At 38.4% G+C, this 17,912-nt stretch carries 13 protein-coding genes and 2 tRNA genes; 5 read left to right on the top strand and 10 right to left on the bottom strand.

Annotation, left to right across the window (positions count from 1 at the left end; genetic code table 11):
* Positions 1-21 precede the first annotated feature (21 nt).
* Complete coding sequence (locus M23134_RS24415) at positions 22-2,340, top strand: tetratricopeptide repeat protein (protein WP_002700595.1); 2,319 nt, start codon at positions 22-24, stop codon at positions 2,338-2,340.
* 162 nt (positions 2,341-2,502) lie between these two features.
* Here the strand turns inward: M23134_RS24415 and clpX are convergent, their stop codons facing one another.
* The 8 genes from clpX to M23134_RS24375 form a co-directional block, all read right to left on the bottom strand.
* On the bottom strand, positions 2,503-3,732 hold the full coding sequence (gene clpX / locus M23134_RS24410) for an ATP-dependent Clp protease ATP-binding subunit ClpX (RefSeq protein ID WP_002700593.1): 1,230 nt from the start codon (positions 3,730-3,732) through the stop codon (positions 2,503-2,505).
* A gap of 321 nt (positions 3,733-4,053) precedes the next feature.
* Positions 4,054-4,752 (bottom strand): ClpP family protease, encoded by a 699-nt coding sequence (locus M23134_RS24405; protein WP_002700589.1) that lies wholly within the window; start codon positions 4,750-4,752, stop codon positions 4,054-4,056.
* A gap of 109 nt (positions 4,753-4,861) precedes the next feature.
* Positions 4,862-5,584: a ClpP family protease gene (locus M23134_RS24400; protein WP_045114255.1), complete on the bottom strand. Its 723-nt coding sequence runs from the start codon at positions 5,582-5,584 to the stop codon at positions 4,862-4,864.
* A gap of 96 nt (positions 5,585-5,680) precedes the next feature.
* Positions 5,681-7,048: a trigger factor gene (gene tig / locus M23134_RS24395; protein WP_002700585.1), complete on the bottom strand. Its 1,368-nt coding sequence runs from the start codon at positions 7,046-7,048 to the stop codon at positions 5,681-5,683.
* Between the two features lie 97 nt (positions 7,049-7,145).
* A tRNA-Leu gene (locus M23134_RS24390) sits at positions 7,146-7,227 on the bottom strand.
* 176 nt (positions 7,228-7,403) lie between these two features.
* Positions 7,404-7,485, bottom strand: a tRNA-Leu gene (locus tag M23134_RS24385).
* Positions 7,486-7,554: 69 nt separating this feature from the next.
* Positions 7,555-7,746 carry an Arc family DNA-binding protein gene (locus M23134_RS24380; protein WP_002700582.1) on the bottom strand — a complete coding sequence of 64 codons (192 nt, stop codon included), beginning with the start codon at positions 7,744-7,746 and terminating at the stop codon, positions 7,555-7,557.
* Between the two features lie 316 nt (positions 7,747-8,062).
* The gene (locus tag M23134_RS24375) at positions 8,063-8,923 is read right to left on the bottom strand and encodes an SPFH domain-containing protein (protein WP_002700575.1); all 861 of its coding nucleotides are present in this window, start codon (positions 8,921-8,923) and stop codon (positions 8,063-8,065) included.
* Positions 8,924-9,235: 312 nt separating this feature from the next.
* Between M23134_RS24375 and M23134_RS24370 the strand changes: the two genes are divergently transcribed.
* Positions 9,236-10,075 (top strand): mechanosensitive ion channel family protein, encoded by an 840-nt coding sequence (locus M23134_RS24370; protein ID WP_002700573.1) that lies wholly within the window; start codon positions 9,236-9,238, stop codon positions 10,073-10,075.
* Between the two features lie 102 nt (positions 10,076-10,177).
* On the opposite strand, the gene M23134_RS24365 is transcribed toward M23134_RS24370, so the two are convergent.
* Positions 10,178-10,633 carry a nuclear transport factor 2 family protein gene (locus M23134_RS24365; protein WP_002700571.1) on the bottom strand — a complete coding sequence of 152 codons (456 nt, stop codon included), beginning with the start codon at positions 10,631-10,633 and terminating at the stop codon, positions 10,178-10,180.
* Positions 10,634-10,866: 233 nt separating this feature from the next.
* On the opposite strand from M23134_RS24365, the gene M23134_RS24360 reads away from it, so the two are divergent.
* The 3 genes from M23134_RS24360 (at position 10,867) to M23134_RS24350 (ending at position 16,485) form a co-directional block, all read left to right on the top strand.
* Positions 10,867-12,087 (top strand): acyl-CoA dehydrogenase family protein, encoded by a 1,221-nt coding sequence (locus M23134_RS24360; RefSeq protein WP_002700569.1) that lies wholly within the window; start codon positions 10,867-10,869, stop codon positions 12,085-12,087.
* A gap of 120 nt (positions 12,088-12,207) precedes the next feature.
* The gene (locus M23134_RS24355; protein ID WP_002700566.1) at positions 12,208-12,654 is read left to right on the top strand and encodes a hypothetical protein; all 447 of its coding nucleotides are present in this window, start codon (positions 12,208-12,210) and stop codon (positions 12,652-12,654) included.
* A 489-nt stretch (positions 12,655-13,143) separates the two neighbouring features.
* Positions 13,144-16,485 carry a ligand-binding sensor domain-containing protein gene (locus M23134_RS24350; RefSeq protein WP_002700564.1) on the top strand — a complete coding sequence of 1,114 codons (3,342 nt, stop codon included), beginning with the start codon at positions 13,144-13,146 and terminating at the stop codon, positions 16,483-16,485.
* 66 nt (positions 16,486-16,551) lie between these two features.
* Here the strand turns inward: M23134_RS24350 and M23134_RS24345 are convergent, their stop codons facing one another.
* Positions 16,552-17,811, bottom strand: coding sequence for a pyridoxal-dependent decarboxylase (locus M23134_RS24345; RefSeq protein WP_045114254.1), 1,260 nt, complete (start codon positions 17,809-17,811; stop codon positions 16,552-16,554).
* Between the last annotated feature and the right edge of the window lie 101 nt (positions 17,812-17,912).

The following is a 17,912-nucleotide window of genomic DNA, read 5'->3' as shown; positions in this document are numbered from 1 at the left end:
AGCAACTTCATTCACAACACAATGTATATAAAAATAACATATACTACTATAGTATTTTTATTACTTGGCATACTCATAAGCAAAAAAACTATAGCACAAAATCAGGCATTTATTGATTCATTAAAACAAATATTATCTACCTATATATCAGAAAAAGAACGAGTTGAGGTTTACAATCAAATCGCTTGGCACTATCGTAGGCAAGACCATACAAAAGCTATACAATACTCTAAGAAAATGCTTACCCTATCTGGAAAAATAAATTACCCAATTGGTACTTGTGACGCTTATTACCACCTTGGAGTAATAAAAATGATTCAAACAAAATATGATAAAGCCTTTTTTATAGCCCGAAAGATGCTTCAATTATCTAAAAAAATAGCCTACCTCAAAGGACAAGGAAATGCATATAACTTACTATCTGCGCTAAGTTGGCACAGAGACGATTATGCGGGTATGATTAAATTTGGAAAAAAGTCACTAAAAATCCGACAACAAATAGACGATAAAGAAGGCGTTGCAATCATTTATCGTGGTATACTAGGTACAGTCTATGAGAAACAAGGAAACTATCCAAAAGCTCTAGAATACTTTCACAAATCCTTGAAAGTAAGCGAGGAAATGAAAAACACAAAACTCATTGGTTTTTGCTACCACCGTATCGCTACTTTACATATCACTATGAAACGCTTTTCACAAGCTATTCCATTCCTAAAAAAGGCTTTGGTCATTGCCAGGCAAACAGGAGATTCTTCCAACAAAGCATCTGTATACATTCACCTTGGCAATGCCTATGTGGGACAGAAACATTACCAAAAAGGAATAGATTGTTACGAAAAATCAAAAAAAATACTTCTGAAGATTGACGAAGCTGTTGGGTTGGTAGAAAGTTACCTCAGCATAGGAAAGGCTTATCTAAAACTTGGCAAATACAAAAAAGCCCTGTATGAAATTCAACAAGCCAATCAAATAGTACAGAAAAAATCTATGCGCTCTTACCTGCCCCAAACCTATGTTATGCTTGGCAGTATCTATTACTACCTCAAAAAATACACTAAAGCTGCTGTACTTTTAAAACAAGGTTTGAAGCTGGCAAAAAAATCAAAAAATCCCATTGTTATGCAAAATGCAGCCAAATACTTGGCGCTGACCTACCACGATACGAAACAATTCGAGAAGGCTTACAACAAACAGGTGCTGCTTAAGTATATATCAGACAGCTTGTTTAATAAAAATAATGCTAAAAAAATGGCTCAGATTGAAGCATCCTATACATTTGGAAAAAAAGAAGATTCGCTGAACCGTGCACAAGAAAATGAGCGATTGGTCTTTGAAGAAGAAAAAAAACGACATAAACTTATACAACGAGACACCTATCTTGGATTAACATTGGCGTTTGTACTGGTGGCTATTATGTCATTTTTTTATTGGGAAAAACGAAAAAATAACAGAAAACTAAATGATGTAAATAAAAAATTAAAATACTTCAATGAAGAACTACACATGCAGCAAGAGGAAATATTGACTCAACGAGATGCTATAGAAGACCAAAATAAATTGCTCAACAAAAAAAACCTGCACATAAACCAAAGCATACAAGCGGCAAAACTTATCCAAGAAGCTATGTTACCATTCAAGGAGCGTATGCAACAAACATTGCAAGAACACTTTGTGATATATCAGCCAAAAGATATTGTTTCTGGAGATTTTTATTGGCTTGAAAAAACGGGTGAAAAAATCATATTAGGAGCATTTGACTGTACTGGTCACGGTGTTCCAGGTGCTTTTATGAGTTTGGTTGGTGTAACCTTGCTGAATGAAATTGTACAAGCCAAAAAAATTACTACTCCATCAGGTATACTCAATCAACTACGAGTAGAAGTGCAAAAAGCCCTTAGGCAAGAACAAACAGGCGATAGAAATGGAATGGATGCCGCAGTTATGTGTTTAGAACCTGCAGTAAATAATCAAACTAAAGTGACTTTTGCTGGTGCAAAAAGACCATTGTGGTATATAGAACCTTCTGACAATGAGCTCAAAACTATTAAAGGATGTGCTGTTTCTATTGGTGTTTTATACGAAGATAATCGTCAAATAAAAACACATGAGGTTATATGTACAAAAAACACTTTACTATATATTGGATCTGATGGGTTTACAGATCAAAATAATGTAAAAAGAAAAAAATTTAGCCGAAAAAGGCTTTGTAAGATACTCCATGAAAATAAGTCGGTTCCCATGTACCAACAAAAAAAAGCACTGGAAAAGGCTTTACAAGAACACATGGTAGGAACAGAACAACGAGATGATATTTTACTTATTGGATTAAAGATAGTATAGAAGTAAGCTCCATTGTGGCATTTCTAAAACTATGATGATGTAAACGCAGAGGTACCCTACTTTATACACATACAACCCCCCTTTATTTCCTATTGCAAAAAAAACCACTACCCTGCTCTAGCAGAATAGTGGTTTTATATGATAAAAATTGAGCTTGATAGCTTAAGCAGCTTTCAAACGACTCAACTTAGATTTTTCGAATTTTTCGCGGGCATACGTTTCATCTATGATCAACTCGCTGTGCTCTGAATCTGAGGTTACCTCAAACATAGCATCAGTCATAATGGCTTCACAAATAGAACGCAAACCTCTGGCACCTAGCTTACTCTCCATTGCTTTGTCTACAATGTAGTTTAGCGCACCATCACTAAAGGTAAGGTCTATGTTTTCCATCGCAAACAATTTTTGATATTGTTTTACCAAAGCATTTTTAGGCTCGGTCAATATCTTGCGAATGGTTTCGTGGGTCAATGGTGGCAAATAAGTAACTACTGGCAAACGACCTATTAACTCAGGAATCAACCCAAAAGTTTTTAAGTCCTGCGATGCTACATATTGCAACAAGTTATCACGGTCTATGTCATCTTGGTCATCTTCACCAGCAAACCCAATCGGGCGGGTTTTCAAACGGCTGGCAATCATTCGATCGATGCCGTCAAATGCACCTCCACAAATAAACAAGATATTTTCAGTATTGATAGTAATCAGCTTTTGCTCAGGGTGCTTGCGACCACCTTGTGGGGGTACATTTACTTCTGAACCTTCAAGCATTTTCAACAACCCTTGCTGTACACCTTCTCCGCTTACATCACGGGTAATAGAGGGGTTGTCAGACTTACGGGCAATTTTATCAATTTCATCTATATAAACAATGCCTCTTTCGGCAGCTTCTACATTGTAATCGGCAGCTTGTAAAAGACGGGTAAGTACATTTTCTATGTCTTCGCCTACATAACCTGCTTCGGTAAGTACGGTAGCATCAGCTATACAGAAAGGTACTTGTAATATCTTGGCGAGTGTTTTGGCAAGGTAGGTTTTTCCGGTACCGGTTTGTCCTACCATTATAATGTTTGATTTTTCAATGACAACATCATCTGTATTATCAGATTGTTGCTTTTGCATCAATCGCTTATAGTGATTGTACACAGCTACTGTCATCACCTTTTTGGCTTGATCCTGCCCTACTACAAACTGGTCGATAAATTCTTTCATCTGGCGTGGTTTAATCAGATGAAACTTGGGTGGAGTGTTGTCTTTCTGGACACCAGATTCTTCCAGCCAAATTTGATATGCTTCTCTAATGCAGTTGTCGCAGATGTGTGCGTCAATACCTGAAACTAATAGAGAAACTTCATGTTTTCGTTTCCCACAAAAAGAACAAACTTGTTCCATAAAATTCTACAAGAAAGTTGTAAGTTGTATTAAGATAAATAACCAATTAGGAATCATTTAATGCTTTCAAATCACTCCATTACAAATATAATGATTTGTAAAAGGTTAATCTTTATAAAATCAGAAAAGTTCAAACTAATTAGCGCGTATTTTATAAAAGACACCAATAATACAGTTTTTTTTCTAACTTCTCAAGAATCTCCTAACAAATTACTATCAAAAAAATACAACAAATAGCCTGAAAAATATCCTAAAAAAAGAAGAAAAGTAACAAAATAGCCCAAAGGCTTTGAAGTCTTTGGGCTACCCGGCAATTTAAACTTAGCCTTGGTTTTTCACCAATACCTCGTCAATCAAGCCATACTCTTTAGCGGCATCTGATTTCATCCAGTAATCGCGATCGGCGTGTTTCTCGATGTCTTCTATAGCTTTGCCAGAGTGTTTTGCCAATATTTCATACAATTCATGTTTCAGAATAAGTATTTGCTTGGCAGTAATCTCAATGTCAGAAGCTTGCCCCTGTGCACCACCCAAAGGTTGGTGAATCATTACACGTGAGTGCTCAAGCGCAGAACGTTTGTTTTCGGCTCCACCCGCAAGCAATACAGCTCCCATAGAAGCAGCCAATCCGGTACAAATCGTTACCACATCAGGGTTTACATATTGCATAGTATCATAAATACCCAAACCAGCATATACCGAGCCTCCAGGACTATTGATATATACCAAAATGTCTTTTTTAGAGTCAACCGACTCCAAAAACAACAACTGGGCAGTTACCACATTTGCCACCAAATCGTCGATACCCATTCCCAGAAAAATAATACGATCCATAATCAAGCGCGAAAACACGTCAATTTCACGGAAATTGGTAGGTCTTTCCTCAATTACAGTACGGGTCATATTGTTTACCTGTGCGTGGGCAACTCCTTCGATATGGTTTAAGTATTGATCAACCGCCAAACCATTTAATCCTTGACCTTTGACAGCGTATTTTCTAAATTCGTCTTTGTTTAACATTGTTGGGTTTCTTGTTAAAAGGTGGTTGTACTAAAAGTTTATGAAGTAGCCACAAGTCATGAGCAACAGGCTACAAGTGTAGATAAATATTTAATACAAATTTGTTTTTTTAGTCGGTTTTGCTGCTACGAACAAGTACCTCGTCAATCAAGCCATACTCTTTAGCAGCGTCAGCCTTAAGCCAAAAATCGCGGTCGCCATCGGCTTCTAATTGCTCAGGCGTTTTACCACAATGTTTGGCAATGATCTCATTTAACTCACGCTTTAAAAGAACATACTGCTTGGCAGTAATTTCAATATCAGAAGCTTGTCCCTGCGCGCCACCGTGTGGTTGGTGAATCATAATTCTGGCGTGCTCTAGCGCTGACCTCTTACCAGGTGCACCACCCGTAAGCAATACAGCCCCAAACGATGCTGCCATACCTGTACAAATAGTGGCAATATCAGGTCCTACATACTGCATAGTGTCATAAATACCCAGCCCGGCATATACCGAACCTCCGGGGCTATTGATGTACAGCAATATATCTTTCTTGGCATCTACTGATTCTAAAAACAATAGTTGGGCAGTTATTACATTGGCTACATTATCGTCAACGGCGGTTCCGAGAAAAATAATCCGGTCGGAAATCAAACGCGAAAACACATCGATTGGCCGGAAGTTTACAGGGCGTTCCTCAATAATATTAGGTGTCATGTTGTAAGGGGTCTGGTATTGTCTCAGATAGCTATCTATCATTGACCCGCTCAGCCCACGATGCTTTACAGCATAGTTCCTAAACTCATCCTGGTTCAATCCACTGTAAAAAGTATCTTTATATATACTCTCCATTGTGTTATTTATTTTTGTTTGGGAGCTAAATAACAAAAAAAAGTCCTTTGTTCAAAAAAGGACTTTTTGTCATATTTTATATGTAAGTATGTGCTTTTATGCTGTCACGATTTTTTCAAACTCGCTTTTGCTCACATCTTTTGTCTCAATATTTACTTTGCCTTTGACAAAATCAAGTACTTTGTCATACATTACCTGGCTCTCAAACTGCTCTACCATACGACCATTGTCTTCGTTGAGGTAACGTTCTGCCAAAGAGTCAATCATATCTTCTATTTGTGGAGACATAGCCATCGCCCCACCAATCTGAGAACGAACAAAGTTCTTGGCTTGCCCAAGAATTTCATCATCTTCTACTTTGAAATCGTTTTCTTCGGCAATGCGCCCTACAATCAAAGACCAACGGCGCTCATTTGCGTATTTTTCGTACTCCTCTTCAATCTGGCTCTTAGAAAACTTACCTTCGTTGCTTTCGTACAACCAATCTTTCAAAAACTCGTCTGGAAGCGCAATGTCTACACTTTCAAGCACTTTGTCTCTGATGGTATTTTGCAAGAAAAGGTTGGTGTCTTTTTCAAAGTTTTCGGCAATAGATTCCTTCACTTTTGCTACAAACTCTTCCTCTCCGTTTACAGTGTCAGGTCCAAAGATGTTATCAAATAAATCTTGGTTAAGCTCTGCTTCTGCCTGGCGGGTAATGTTCTCTATAGTAAAACGGTACTTTCCTTTGAGTTGTTTGGCTTCTTCAAGCGAAAGTCCGGTAATTTCTTTAATGGTTTCGGCGCCGTCCTTGAAAAACTTGCGGATAGTGAAATCGAAGTGTGCTTCTTTTTCCAGGCCTACAATTTTTTCAACCTCAGCTTCTACTACTTTTTCTGTATCAATCAATACATCTTTCTCGTAAGCAGTCTCCCCTTCGTCTTTAGCTTTTTTGGTCAATACTTGCTCAAGTTTACCAAAGATCATATCGCCAGCGGCTACCTCTTCTGGGTTTTCAGATTTACCTTGTTGCTTACGAATGTTTTCTATTACTTCCTGTACGTCTTCGTCAGCTACTGTTACATTGTATGAGGTTACTGTGACATTCTCAAGGTTGTACTCATACTCACCAGCTAAACCTACACGGTAAGAAAACTCAAAATCTTTTTGGTTGTCCCAATCGATGGTGTTTTCGCTTTCTTGCTCTTCTGGTATTGGTTGCCCTACCAGTGGAAGTTTGTTGTCAACAATATAGCTGCTCAGTGAAGAAGACAACAAGTGGTTGATTTCTTCGACAAGAATACCTTTTCCGTACATTTTTTTGATGACACCAGCAGGCACTTTCCCTGGGCGAAACCCTTTGAGCTGTACTTTTTTGCCGTACTCTTTCAGTTTACTGTTAAACTGTTGCTTGTAATCAGCTTCGCTTACCTTGATTTTGATGGAAGCGTTAGTAGCGTCTTTTTTGTCTAATACTATATCCAATGGACTACTTACGGTTTGGGTGATTGACTAATAATTTAAAAATACTAAAACCCCCAACAAGTTTGTTTGTTGGGGGCTTAGATAAATAAAAACCGAGTGCGGATAGAGGGAGTCGAACCCCCACGCCTTGCGGCGCTAGATCCTAAGTCTAGTGCGTCTACCAATTCCGCCATATCCGCGATTTGCGAGTGCAAAGTTACAAACGTTTTTTTTATCTACAAGAAATCAGAAAAAAAAATCTCGTTTTTTCAAAAATGTTTGTTTCAGGGTTTCTATTACCAAAATTGTGGTTTTTGTTTTCAACAAAAATACAAAAAAACCCTTAACAAAATAAATTGTTAAGGGTAAAATTAAGTGCGGATAGAGGGAGTCGAACCCCCACGCCTTGCGGCGCTAGATCCTAAGTCTAGTGCGTCTACCAATTCCGCCATATCCGCGAATGGGTTGCAAATGTAAGCACTTTTTTTTTAGGCACAAGTATTTGCTTAATATTTTTTCAATAAAAACTACTCTGTCCCCTTCTCGTCTTCATTTTCAGTTTTTTTGGGAACTTTAAGTCTTCCCGATTTTTTTAATGCTTGATGAATAATCCATTCCAGTTGTCCATTGGTACTTCTGAATTCATCGGCTGCCCATTTTTCTACTGCAGCCATCATGTCTTCATCCAACCTTAAAGCAAATGCTTTTTTTTTCGCCATCTTGTCATAGTTTTAAAGAGATATAAATAGCAGCAAGCCTTTAGGTACCCATACCTGTTGGTGCAGTGAATGAGAAACTACAAGTATAGGTAAACCAGGTATTTCGTTTTTTATTGGTGCTTTTTTTTCACAAAGGTAAAAATGCATTGGTAGTTATCCAATCAGCCACACCAACTCTTTGTTAAATAACGTAAGTTGTGAATTATAGGCAGCAAGTCTTAAATATCGATGTATACTGGTGCTACAAACTTCATAGTATGCCAACTATACCTACTTGTTTAGATATAGTTACTTGCCACTCACAACTTATGCTAAATTATTGGTTCAAGGTTCCAGTATTGATGACTGGGCTGGTATCTTTTTCTGAGCAAAGCACTACCATGAGGTTACTCACCATTGCCGCTTTCTTTTCTTCGTCTAAATGAATAATATTTTTCTTTGATAACTCTTCCAGCGCCATTTCTACCATTCCTACTGCTCCTTCTACAATTTTTTGGCGGGCAGCCACAATTGCAGTAGCTTGTTGACGACGCAACATAGCACTGGCTATTTCGGTGGCATACGCCAAATAACCTATCCGGGCTTCTATTACTTCTATGCCTGCAATACCCAACCTATCGCCTAACTCTTGCTCTAAAGCTTGGTTTACCTCAGTTACCCCCGAACGCAAGGTCACTTCTGATTGGTGTTCATCAAAGTTGTCATAAGGATACATTCCAGCCATTTTACGCACTGCTGCGTCGCTTTGCACTCTTACAAACTCTTCGTAACGGTTTACCTCAAACGCTGCCTGATAAGTGTTTTTTACCCGCCAAACCAAAATCACACTGATCATGATAGGATTACCTATTTTGTCGTTTACTTTCACTCTTTCACTGTCAAAGTTTCTTGCCCGTAACGAAATGGGTTGTTTAGAAAGTAAAGGGTTTACCCAAAAAAATCCATTTCGTTTGACTGTGCCTTTATAGGCGCCAAATAATACCAACACTTTAGAACCATTGGGGTTTACCACAAAAAAGCCAGGACTAAGTAATACTGACAGTATTCCTCCTGCTATAAAAAAACCAGGGGTTGCAGTCGTTTTGGCTGCCAGAGCGCTTCCGGCAAGTAAGCCTACCAACAACAATAACATAAGATAGCCAGAGAGTGGGCTATAACTTTTTTCTTTGTTTTTCATTGTACTAAAAGTTTAAAAAATAACAGGAATCTTATTATATAAAATAAAGAGTCACAATAATATCACTTATTAAATTAATTGATATCATTTTAATATCATTATTATATTCAATACTACGACTTTTTTTTCAAAAAGTTGCTAAGCTACTTTTTGATTTGACCAAAAATATTTAACTATACAACAGTTTTTTTGCTAGTTGGCAACCTTAAAACTGTGATGGTTTGGCGATACTTGGCCGTATTTCTTCTCAAAAAACGCGACCAAAATAACCACAACATTACGACTATGTATTATACCTAAACATTACCTTACATGCTGTTTGCTAAAATATTTAATATTGACAAAATCGCAGATATGATCACTACTCAGGTGATTACTTATGGTCCCAAAGTGCTACTTGCTATCATTACTTTTATCGTTGGGCGGTGGATCATCAAAAAACTACTCAAAGTTGCTACCAATGCCATGGCCAAGAGCAACATAGAGCAGTCACTCAGTTCTTTCCTCAAAAGCTTGATCAATGTAGGGCTCAATGCACTACTCATTGTCAGTGTTGCTTCTATGGTGGGCATCGAAACTACCTCGTTTGTGGCCATACTTGGTGCAGCAGGTCTTGCGGTAGGTTTAGCCTTACAAGGTAGTTTATCAAACTTTGCTGGGGGGGTACTTATCCTTGTTTTTAAGCCTTTCAAAGTGGGCGACTTGATAGAAACTCAAGGGCATTTTGGGGAAGTTCAAAAAATACTTATATTCTATACTGTCATTACTACACTTGAGGGCAAATCGGTGATTTTACCTAATTCAAATGTAACCAATGGAGCCATTACTAATCATAGTGAAAATGGCAAAATAAGGGTTGAAGTAGTGGCTGGTGTAGCGTATGGTGCTGACCTGAGAAAAGCCAAAAAAGTGCTGGAGGAAATGCTTGAAAAAGAAACGCTGGTAATGAAAGAACCTGCACCGAGTGTATCAGTGATTGCGCTTGCCGATAGCTCGGTAAATCTGACTATCAGACCCTGGTGCAAACCTGAAGATTACTGGACAGTGTTTTTTGATGTGACAGAAAAGGCCAAGTTAACCCTTGATCAGCACGACATTGAGATTCCTTTCCCACAACAAGATGTGTATATAAAACAACACACTCAGGGGTAACTTAAATAGCTACAGGCGACAAGTAATAAAAACTACACATAATGTGCACCCACTTACTGATACTTGTCGCTTGTAACTAATAGCTTTATGTTACTAGCATAGTTATTTCCCTCTAATAAAGGTTACTGAATCTATCAGTCCATTTTTTACAGTGTATACTGCTACTGCTTCTAATGGTCCGTTCTTTTTCCAACCTGGAAAACCAGTCACGCGCTCCTGATCTATCACTTTGTTGCCTAGCACTATTCTTTTGACTATTTTGCAATGCAACTCGGTTACCTTTTCAAACATTCGAGCATACCCCTTACGCATACTTTTTTTCCCCTTACTAATCAAACGGTGTGGGTATCTATAAAGCTTTACACTATCACTATAGGTGGCCATAAATGCCTCTATATTTCTGGCGTTGTATGCTTCTAGTTGACGTTGTACTACTTGTTCAGCGGTTTCTTTTAAGTTGTTTTTTTTTGTACCTACTTGCGCCTGAGTCACTCCTGTAAACAAACAAAAAATAAGTAACAGATAAGAGCACTTTGTATTAATAAATTCTTTTTTCATGGCATTGAATAATTAATTTAATTATGAACTGTGGGCAAAGTAATTACAGTTTTTAAAACTTTAAATATAAAATAACAAAAAGTGCTTTTAAAAATGAATGAGTGACATCGTGAAAAAAACAATTGGATATAAACAAACAAAAGCGATGAACAAAGTGGACAATTATAAAGAAAGTGTTACTTATTTTATAAGATTTACTAATTTTACGCGATTAACAAAAACATCACTTAGTTATGACTCAGACTCTGACAGAAGCTGAAATCAAAAAATCGACTAAACAAGACCTTTTCGAATCACCTGATTTTTATGGTATTGACGATTTATTGACAGAAGAGCATATTCTTATTCGCAATAGTGTACGTGATTTTGTAAAGAAGGAAATCTCTCCTATTATAGAAGATTGTGCAGAAAGAAATATTTTTCCAGAATACCTGGTTCCTGAGTTCGGCAAACTAGGACTGTTTGGTCCTACAGTATCTACCGACTATAACCCTAACGGGGGCTTGGACTACATATCTTATGGTTTGATGATGCAGGAAATAGAACGTGGAGATTCCGGAATGCGATCAACAGTATCGGTGCAGGGTTCCTTGGTTATGTTTCCTATTTATACATTTGGCTCTGAAGAGCAAAAGAAAAAGTATTTGCCTAAACTTGCTTCTGGCGAGTACCTGGGATGCTTTGGTTTGACTGAACCTAACCACGGCTCAAACCCAAGCGGTATGGAAAGCCGTTTGGAAGACAAAGGGGATCATTATGTGCTCAATGGCGCAAAAATGTGGATCACCAACTCACCTAAAGCTGATATAGCCGTAGTGTGGGCTAAAAATGACGAAGGTCGTATTCTTGGGGTGATTGTAGAACGCGGTATGGAAGGTTTCTCTACGCCTACTATTCACGACAAGTGGTCGCTAAGAGCCAGCGTTACTGGCGAACTAGTGTTTAATGATGTAAAAATACCCAAAGAAAATGTATTACCTGGGGTAAGCGGCCTTAAGGGACCTTTAAACTGCCTTGATTCAGCACGTTATGGCATCTCATGGGGGGCTATCGGGGTAGCAATGGATTGCTACGATACAGCTCGTCGTTATGCACTTGAACGCAAGCAATTTGGCAAACCCATTGCTGGCTTTCAGTTGATTCAGAAAAAGCTTGCCGAAATGCTGACCGAAATCACCAAGGCTCAGTTAGTAAGCTGGCGACTGGGTGTATTGAAAAACGAAGGAAAAGCAACCACTGCTCAGGTTTCCCTTGCCAAACGTAACAATATTGAAATTGCCATGCATACTGCCCGCGAAGCTCGCCAAATTTTGGGGGGAATGGGTATTACTCAGGAATATTCTATCATGCGCCACATGATGAACCTTGAATCGGTAGTAACTTATGAGGGTACTCACGATATTCATTTGTTGATCTTAGGCCACGAGATTACTGGCATCCAAGCTTTTAGATAAGCACTGGATGAGCCAACACTTTTTTACAACTGCTTTGGTGTACCCAAAGCAGTTTTTTTATAGTTTTGCGAGACACCACACAACTCCCTATGAGTATGGGTTTGTAAAACAAATGCGACCATGACCTTTCGCATAGCATTTGACCTTGATGATACTCTAATTAGCCCTGACCAAGCCTTTGTGTCTGAATTGTTTCCCCCGCCCGCACTGGTACGCATACTTGGCTTCGAACCTTTACGTTTACACTTCAAGAGGCTTTATAAACAACTCAAAAAACAAAAAGTGGAGGTATGGATATATACGTATATTTACCGCTTGTTTTGGCTATATGGCGTACACCTGAACGGAATTATAAATGGAGCCATTCACAAGGAACGAATGAAAAATATACCCAAAAATATTTCTAAGTACCCTCCTGCTTTTGGTATTGATGCACTGATAGACAACTCATTGAGAGTATATAAAGAAGGGCAGGAAAATAATTTTACTGTAGTTCGGGTGTTGCCCAATGACGATCAGTGGTATGGGGCACTTGATTCTTTATTATTAAAAAGACAGTGTCAATAATCTTATATACATATGGCTGTATCACCTTTTTTTAACATTAATATCATATTTGGTACTATTTTTTCATTATTCTTTATGATTTTTGCAGCCTAACGACAATTAAGCAGACAATCTATTCCACTAAACAGCACCTTTAGCTGATGTACTTCTTCAAAAATTTTGACCTGTAAGGGACTAACATGGCTTTAGCTATGCAAATATTTGTTCATTTGTGCATCCAAGGTATTTTGTTTCTTTGGAAAGCTTTATTTTTTGCGTTTTATTAAGCGTATGTTTACAAAATAGTTTGTTGTCTTATTTTTAATGGTGAAACAGCACTCTCTTTTGCTCGGTTATGATCTGGGCTAAAAAGCGATTTTTGACTCTGAAGACAACACTTTAAGCATAACTCTAAGATTCCTGATCCTGCCACAACTTATCAATTATTTTTTTTGATTTAATAAAATGTCATGCTATACGGTTACACAAGAAATTAATAGTAAGTGGAATATGAATAGACTTTTTACGATAGCACTTTTTTTAGGTATAATTGGAATATATACTGCCACCCAAGCCCAGCAATACAATTTCACAAGCTATGCGCTTGAAGAAGGGCTCCCACAATCTCAGGTACTTTCTATTATCCAAGATAGCCGGGGAAGCTTGTGGCAAGCAACTCAAGGAGGGGGAATATGTCGATTCAACGGCGACAAATTCGATGTTTTTACGGTCAGTGATGGGTTAATTGACAATCAGGCAATCTATTTGTTTGAAGATAGCAAGAAAAACCTGTGGATTATAACTTACCGAGGCATCAGTAAATATGATGGACAAAAATTCACCAATTATGGCGAGAAACAAAATATTCCGACAAGTATAAATTATGCTCGCGTGTATGAAGATAAAACTGGCAAGCTTTGGTTTTTTCTGCGCGAAGACATGAACAAGAGTCAGTTGTTGTACTTAAAAGATGGGAAATTTATTGATTTCAAAAAAGAAATTCCTCAGCTCAATGAAGCAACTATTTATACTTTTTGCCAAACCAGCGACCATACATTTCTAATTTCAACTCCTGAAGATATTTGGTCTTACAATGGCAAGCAACTTACTGCCTTGCCCTTTAATGACCAAGGTTTTTTGCAAGACAACCCCATACACGAAATGTCATCTTCAAAAAACGGAGACCTGTGGCTTGCCAGTAACCAACAAACTACTCGTTTTTTTAAGTATTCAAAAGGACAAATCAACCCTATAGCCCTACCCGAAGAAGCTCAAAAGGCGCCTATTTTGCACTTTATGACGGATAAGAAAAATAAACTTTGGATATCTACCATGGGGGCTGGCATTTTACAATATGATGGGCAACGTCTGCAGCTTTTTGGTATTGACAACGGCTTAGCCATCGTTCGGGTATATTGTATGTATGAAGACCGTGAAAATAACTTATGGATTGGCTCTGACGGGGATGGCTTGGTGCGCTATAGTGGCGATCGTTTTATATACCTGAATGAAAAAGATGGGCTGATTTCTAAAAATATACGCCCTATTTATGAAGATTCAAGGGGGAATATTTGGTTTGGCATGGTAGGGGCTGGAGTTGCCAAGGTAGACTCGGCAGGAGTGTCTACTTATATGGCTGATATAGGTACAAAACTAGGCAATATTCGCGGAATCACTGAAGTAGAACCAGGTAAAATGCTGTTTTCGTCAGATGACGGCTTGTGGTATTTAACGGGCAAAAATAAAAGGCAGGCCAACGAAGATTTTGGACTACCTCCTCACAAAAGAACCACCAATACAGTAAAGATTGGAGAGGAACTTTGGTTTGCCTTGCATGGAGCAAAGCTGATAAAGTATGATTTAAAAACAAAAAAGTCAAAAGAGTTTAGCCAACGTCAGGGGTTGGTAGATGCATCTATTCATTTTATTGGCAAAGACGCTCAAAAGAATATTTGGCTATGTACCAACTCAGGAATATCGAAATACAATAGAACCACCAAAAACTTCACTCATTATACCACTAAAGATGGCCTACCTGATAAATGGGTGTTGCACATGGCTGAAGACAAAAAAGGGAATTTATGGTTTGCGACTTTTGGCGGAGGCTTGATTCATTTTAATGGTAGCAAGTTTACAACTATTACTGTAAAAGAGGGCATTGGAACTGATATTATATACTCGGTATTGGTAGATGATAACAACCGGGTATGGCTGGGTACACAAAACGGGCTGGAACGCCTCACGATTGGTGAAAAAGATAAAATCAAAAAAATTAAAAAGTATGGTAAAGTTGAGGGTTTTGTAGGCATAGAAAACAACGGGCAGGCAAGTTTTAAAGACCGATACGGTAACTTATGGTTTGGTACCATCAATGGGCTAATTAAGTATAACCCAAAGTCAGATTTATCGAACAGTACGCCCCCTAAAATTAACATTACCAATGTACGTTTGTTTTTCAAGACAGTTCAATGGAACGATGAAAACCACAAAGACTACCACGCGGGCATCAAAGATTGGTTTTCGTTGCCCAAAGAGCTTAAACTCCCTTATAATGTAAATCACGTATCGTTTGATTTTGAAGCATTGAGCTATGAGGCTCCCGAAAAGGTAAAGTATCAGTGGAAACTTGAGGGTTTTGACAATGAATGGTCACCAGCCAGTTTTAAACCTGAAGCTATTTATGCCAACCTCCCTCCTGGTGAATACACTCTTAAGATAAAAGCAGCCAACAATGATGGTATTTGGACAAAAAGGCCAGTGGAATACTCCTTTGTAGTAAAAACCCCTTTCTGGGAAACGTGGTGGTTTAGAATCACCTTATTGCTTTTATTGGTTGGTGCGGTGTTCTTTGTGGTAAGGATGAGGATAAAAAGTATTGAAGCCCAAAAAGAAAAATTGCAATACCTGGTAGAGAAAAAAACCCAGGAAGTTAGACAACAAAATAAGGAGATTTTAAATAAGAGTAAGTTACTCAGAGAACAAAAAGACGAGCTCTTGGTGCAAACCGAAGAACTGCGCCAACAACAAGAAGAAAACATTGCTCAAAGAGAGTTTATTGAGCAAAAAAATGTAGAACTGAACCGTCAGAATGAGCAAATTCTGGCAAGTATTCATTCAGCCCAAACGATTCAGCAAGCAATTTTGCCTTTCCCTAGCCGGATGGAGAAGGTGCTGGGCGATTATTTTATGTTGTTTAAACCTAAGGACATTGTTTCGGGTGATTTTTACTGGATGTATCATGCAGATGATGTTACGTTTATATCGGTGATTGACTGTACCGGACACGGGGTGCAGGGAGCTTTTATGAGTATGATTGGCTACAGCTTGTTGAATGAAATTGTCATTGACAAAAAAATCCATCAACCAGCTAAAATTCTGGAGAAACTACATTCGCTGACTCGTATAGCTTTAAAGCAAGATCGGACGAATAACCGCGAAGGGATGGAGATGCTGATGTGTAAGTTGGAAAAAGTAGAAGACGAACAAACTAAAATCACTTTTGCTGGTGCCAAACGTCCTTTTCACTATGTACAGAATGGTCGCTTCTTTGAACTAAAAGGCGACAGGGAATCTATAGGAGGCGGAAGACACGAGCCAGCGCACAAAGAGTTTACCGATCAGGTAATTACTCTAAACAAAGGCACCAAGTGTTATTTAAGTTCTGATGGTTTGATTGATAACCCTACTCCTCGCAGAACCAAATTTGGAAGAAATCATTTCATTGCCTTTTTGGTAGAAAACGCCTACAAAAGCATGGAGGCTCAAAAAGAAGCCTGGGAAGAAGAGCTAGCTTTCTCGCAACGTGATGCTGAACAAAGGGACGACATTACAGTGTTGGGTTTTAAAGTGTAAATGAGGTAAAATCATAAAAAATGAGCGTTGTTCAGACGCTCATTTTTTATTGCCTTACAAAGCGGTTTAGTGGGTGGGTTCTGTATTTAAATTTGCGTCAAGGTCGAGCAAGAACTTATCTAAAATACCCTGTTTTACATGATCCATTACTACTATTTTCCACCACTTTACATCGAACTCGTAAGAGTCTGCAACCAAATGATATTTTTGGGCAAACCGAGCAGAAAATTGTCCCGACTTGATAGCTATAATATTGATATGAGGGTTTCGAAAATACTTTACCCCCAACTCATCCAAGCGTTTGCATAACTTGGTAGTACGCTCGTTTATTCGCTGCATTTTTATCTTGAGTCCTTCTGAACCATGCGCCCGCAACAACATCCAGATGGAGATGGCATTGGCCCCCGAACGACTGCCACATATTGTATAATCTTTGCCTGGGATATACTGTGCTTCTTCGGTTTTCACATATTGTATAAAGCCCTTTCTTATCAAAAACAGCCCTGTACCATAAGGTGTTTGCAGCATTTTGTGTCCATCAATGGTAAAAGAAGAAATCCGAGGATTTTGAAAGCTATAGAGGGGATCTTTTTCATTGGTGAAAGGATAAATAAACCCACCAAAAGCTCCATCAGCGTGTACTTTATAAGGTAGTTTTTCTTTTTCAAAAAAATCAGTCACTCGTTCCACATCATCTACCGAGCCATACATAGTAGTAGACAGGTTCATCACAACAATAAAATACTTTATTCCTTGCGCTCTGGCTTCAGTTATTTTTTCAATGAGGCTTTGTTGGCGAATGGCACGGGTATGTTCATCTACCTGAAGAATGATAGAAGACAATTCTAACAAATTTGCTCCTTTGGGCATAGAGTAGTGACTGTCTTCTGAATATACCAACCCTATTTCTTCAGTTTTAGCCTGGTACTTTTTTTTGAAGTAATTACGGTAAACCCACATTGCCTGAATGTTTGCCTCAGTGCCCCCAGTAGCTACATACCCATCCTGTTGGTTAGGTTCTCCCTTAAATATTTGTTCGGCTATCAACTGTATCAGCTCTTTCTCTATTTGCTGTGTCCCTGCAAACATGTCTATATGCCCTGCGTCGTCTAAAGTATGACACCCGATATGGTTAGGGTTTTCAATCATTGTTTTCATAAAAGGAGCATCTTTCAAAAACGGAGCGTCATCATAAAACTCTGTACGGTCTAAGTAAGAAGCTGGTATACCCAACACTGGGGCAGAATCGCGATAAGGAGTGTTCTGTTCAAGTGCCTGATGAACAATGTCTTTTATTTTGTCGTGTGAATATCTTTCCCAATACATAATATTATCATTTAGGTGTTTCTTTGCCAAAGTTAAGTATTCACCAGAGGTAAAAGAATGATAAAAGTCAAGGGAATGTATTTTTTATAAAAAAAATAATG

This window comes from Microscilla marina ATCC 23134, assembly GCF_000169175.1.
In the GTDB taxonomy this organism is placed as follows: Bacteria; Bacteroidota; Bacteroidia; order Cytophagales; family Microscillaceae; genus Microscilla; species Microscilla marina.
This window is presented reverse-complemented; position numbering and strand designations above follow the sequence as displayed.

Coding starts and splice junctions, on each gene's coding strand:
- M23134_RS24415 (WP_002700595.1), top strand. CDS start 22: ATGTATATAAAAATAACATATACTACTATAGTATTTTTATTACTTGGC.
- clpX (WP_002700593.1), bottom strand. CDS start 3,732: ATGGAACAAGTTTGTTCTTTTTGTGGGAAACGAAAACATGAAGTTTCT.
- M23134_RS24405 (WP_002700589.1), bottom strand. CDS start 4,752: ATGTTAAACAAAGACGAATTTAGAAAATACGCTGTCAAAGGTCAAGGA.
- M23134_RS24400 (WP_045114255.1), bottom strand. CDS start 5,584: ATGGAGAGTATATATAAAGATACTTTTTACAGTGGATTGAACCAGGAT.
- M23134_RS24380 (WP_002700582.1), bottom strand. CDS start 7,746: ATGGCGAAAAAAAAAGCATTTGCTTTAAGGTTGGATGAAGACATGATG.
- M23134_RS24375 (WP_002700575.1), bottom strand. CDS start 8,923: ATGAAAAACAAAGAAAAAAGTTATAGCCCACTCTCTGGCTATCTTATG.
- M23134_RS24370 (WP_002700573.1), top strand. CDS start 9,236: ATGCTGTTTGCTAAAATATTTAATATTGACAAAATCGCAGATATGATC.
- M23134_RS24365 (WP_002700571.1), bottom strand. CDS start 10,633: ATGAAAAAAGAATTTATTAATACAAAGTGCTCTTATCTGTTACTTATT.
- M23134_RS24360 (WP_002700569.1), top strand. CDS start 10,867: ATGACTCAGACTCTGACAGAAGCTGAAATCAAAAAATCGACTAAACAA.
- M23134_RS24355 (WP_002700566.1), top strand. CDS start 12,208: ATGACCTTTCGCATAGCATTTGACCTTGATGATACTCTAATTAGCCCT.
- M23134_RS24350 (WP_002700564.1), top strand. CDS start 13,144: ATGAATAGACTTTTTACGATAGCACTTTTTTTAGGTATAATTGGAATA.
- M23134_RS24345 (WP_045114254.1), bottom strand. CDS start 17,811: ATGTATTGGGAAAGATATTCACACGACAAAATAAAAGACATTGTTCAT.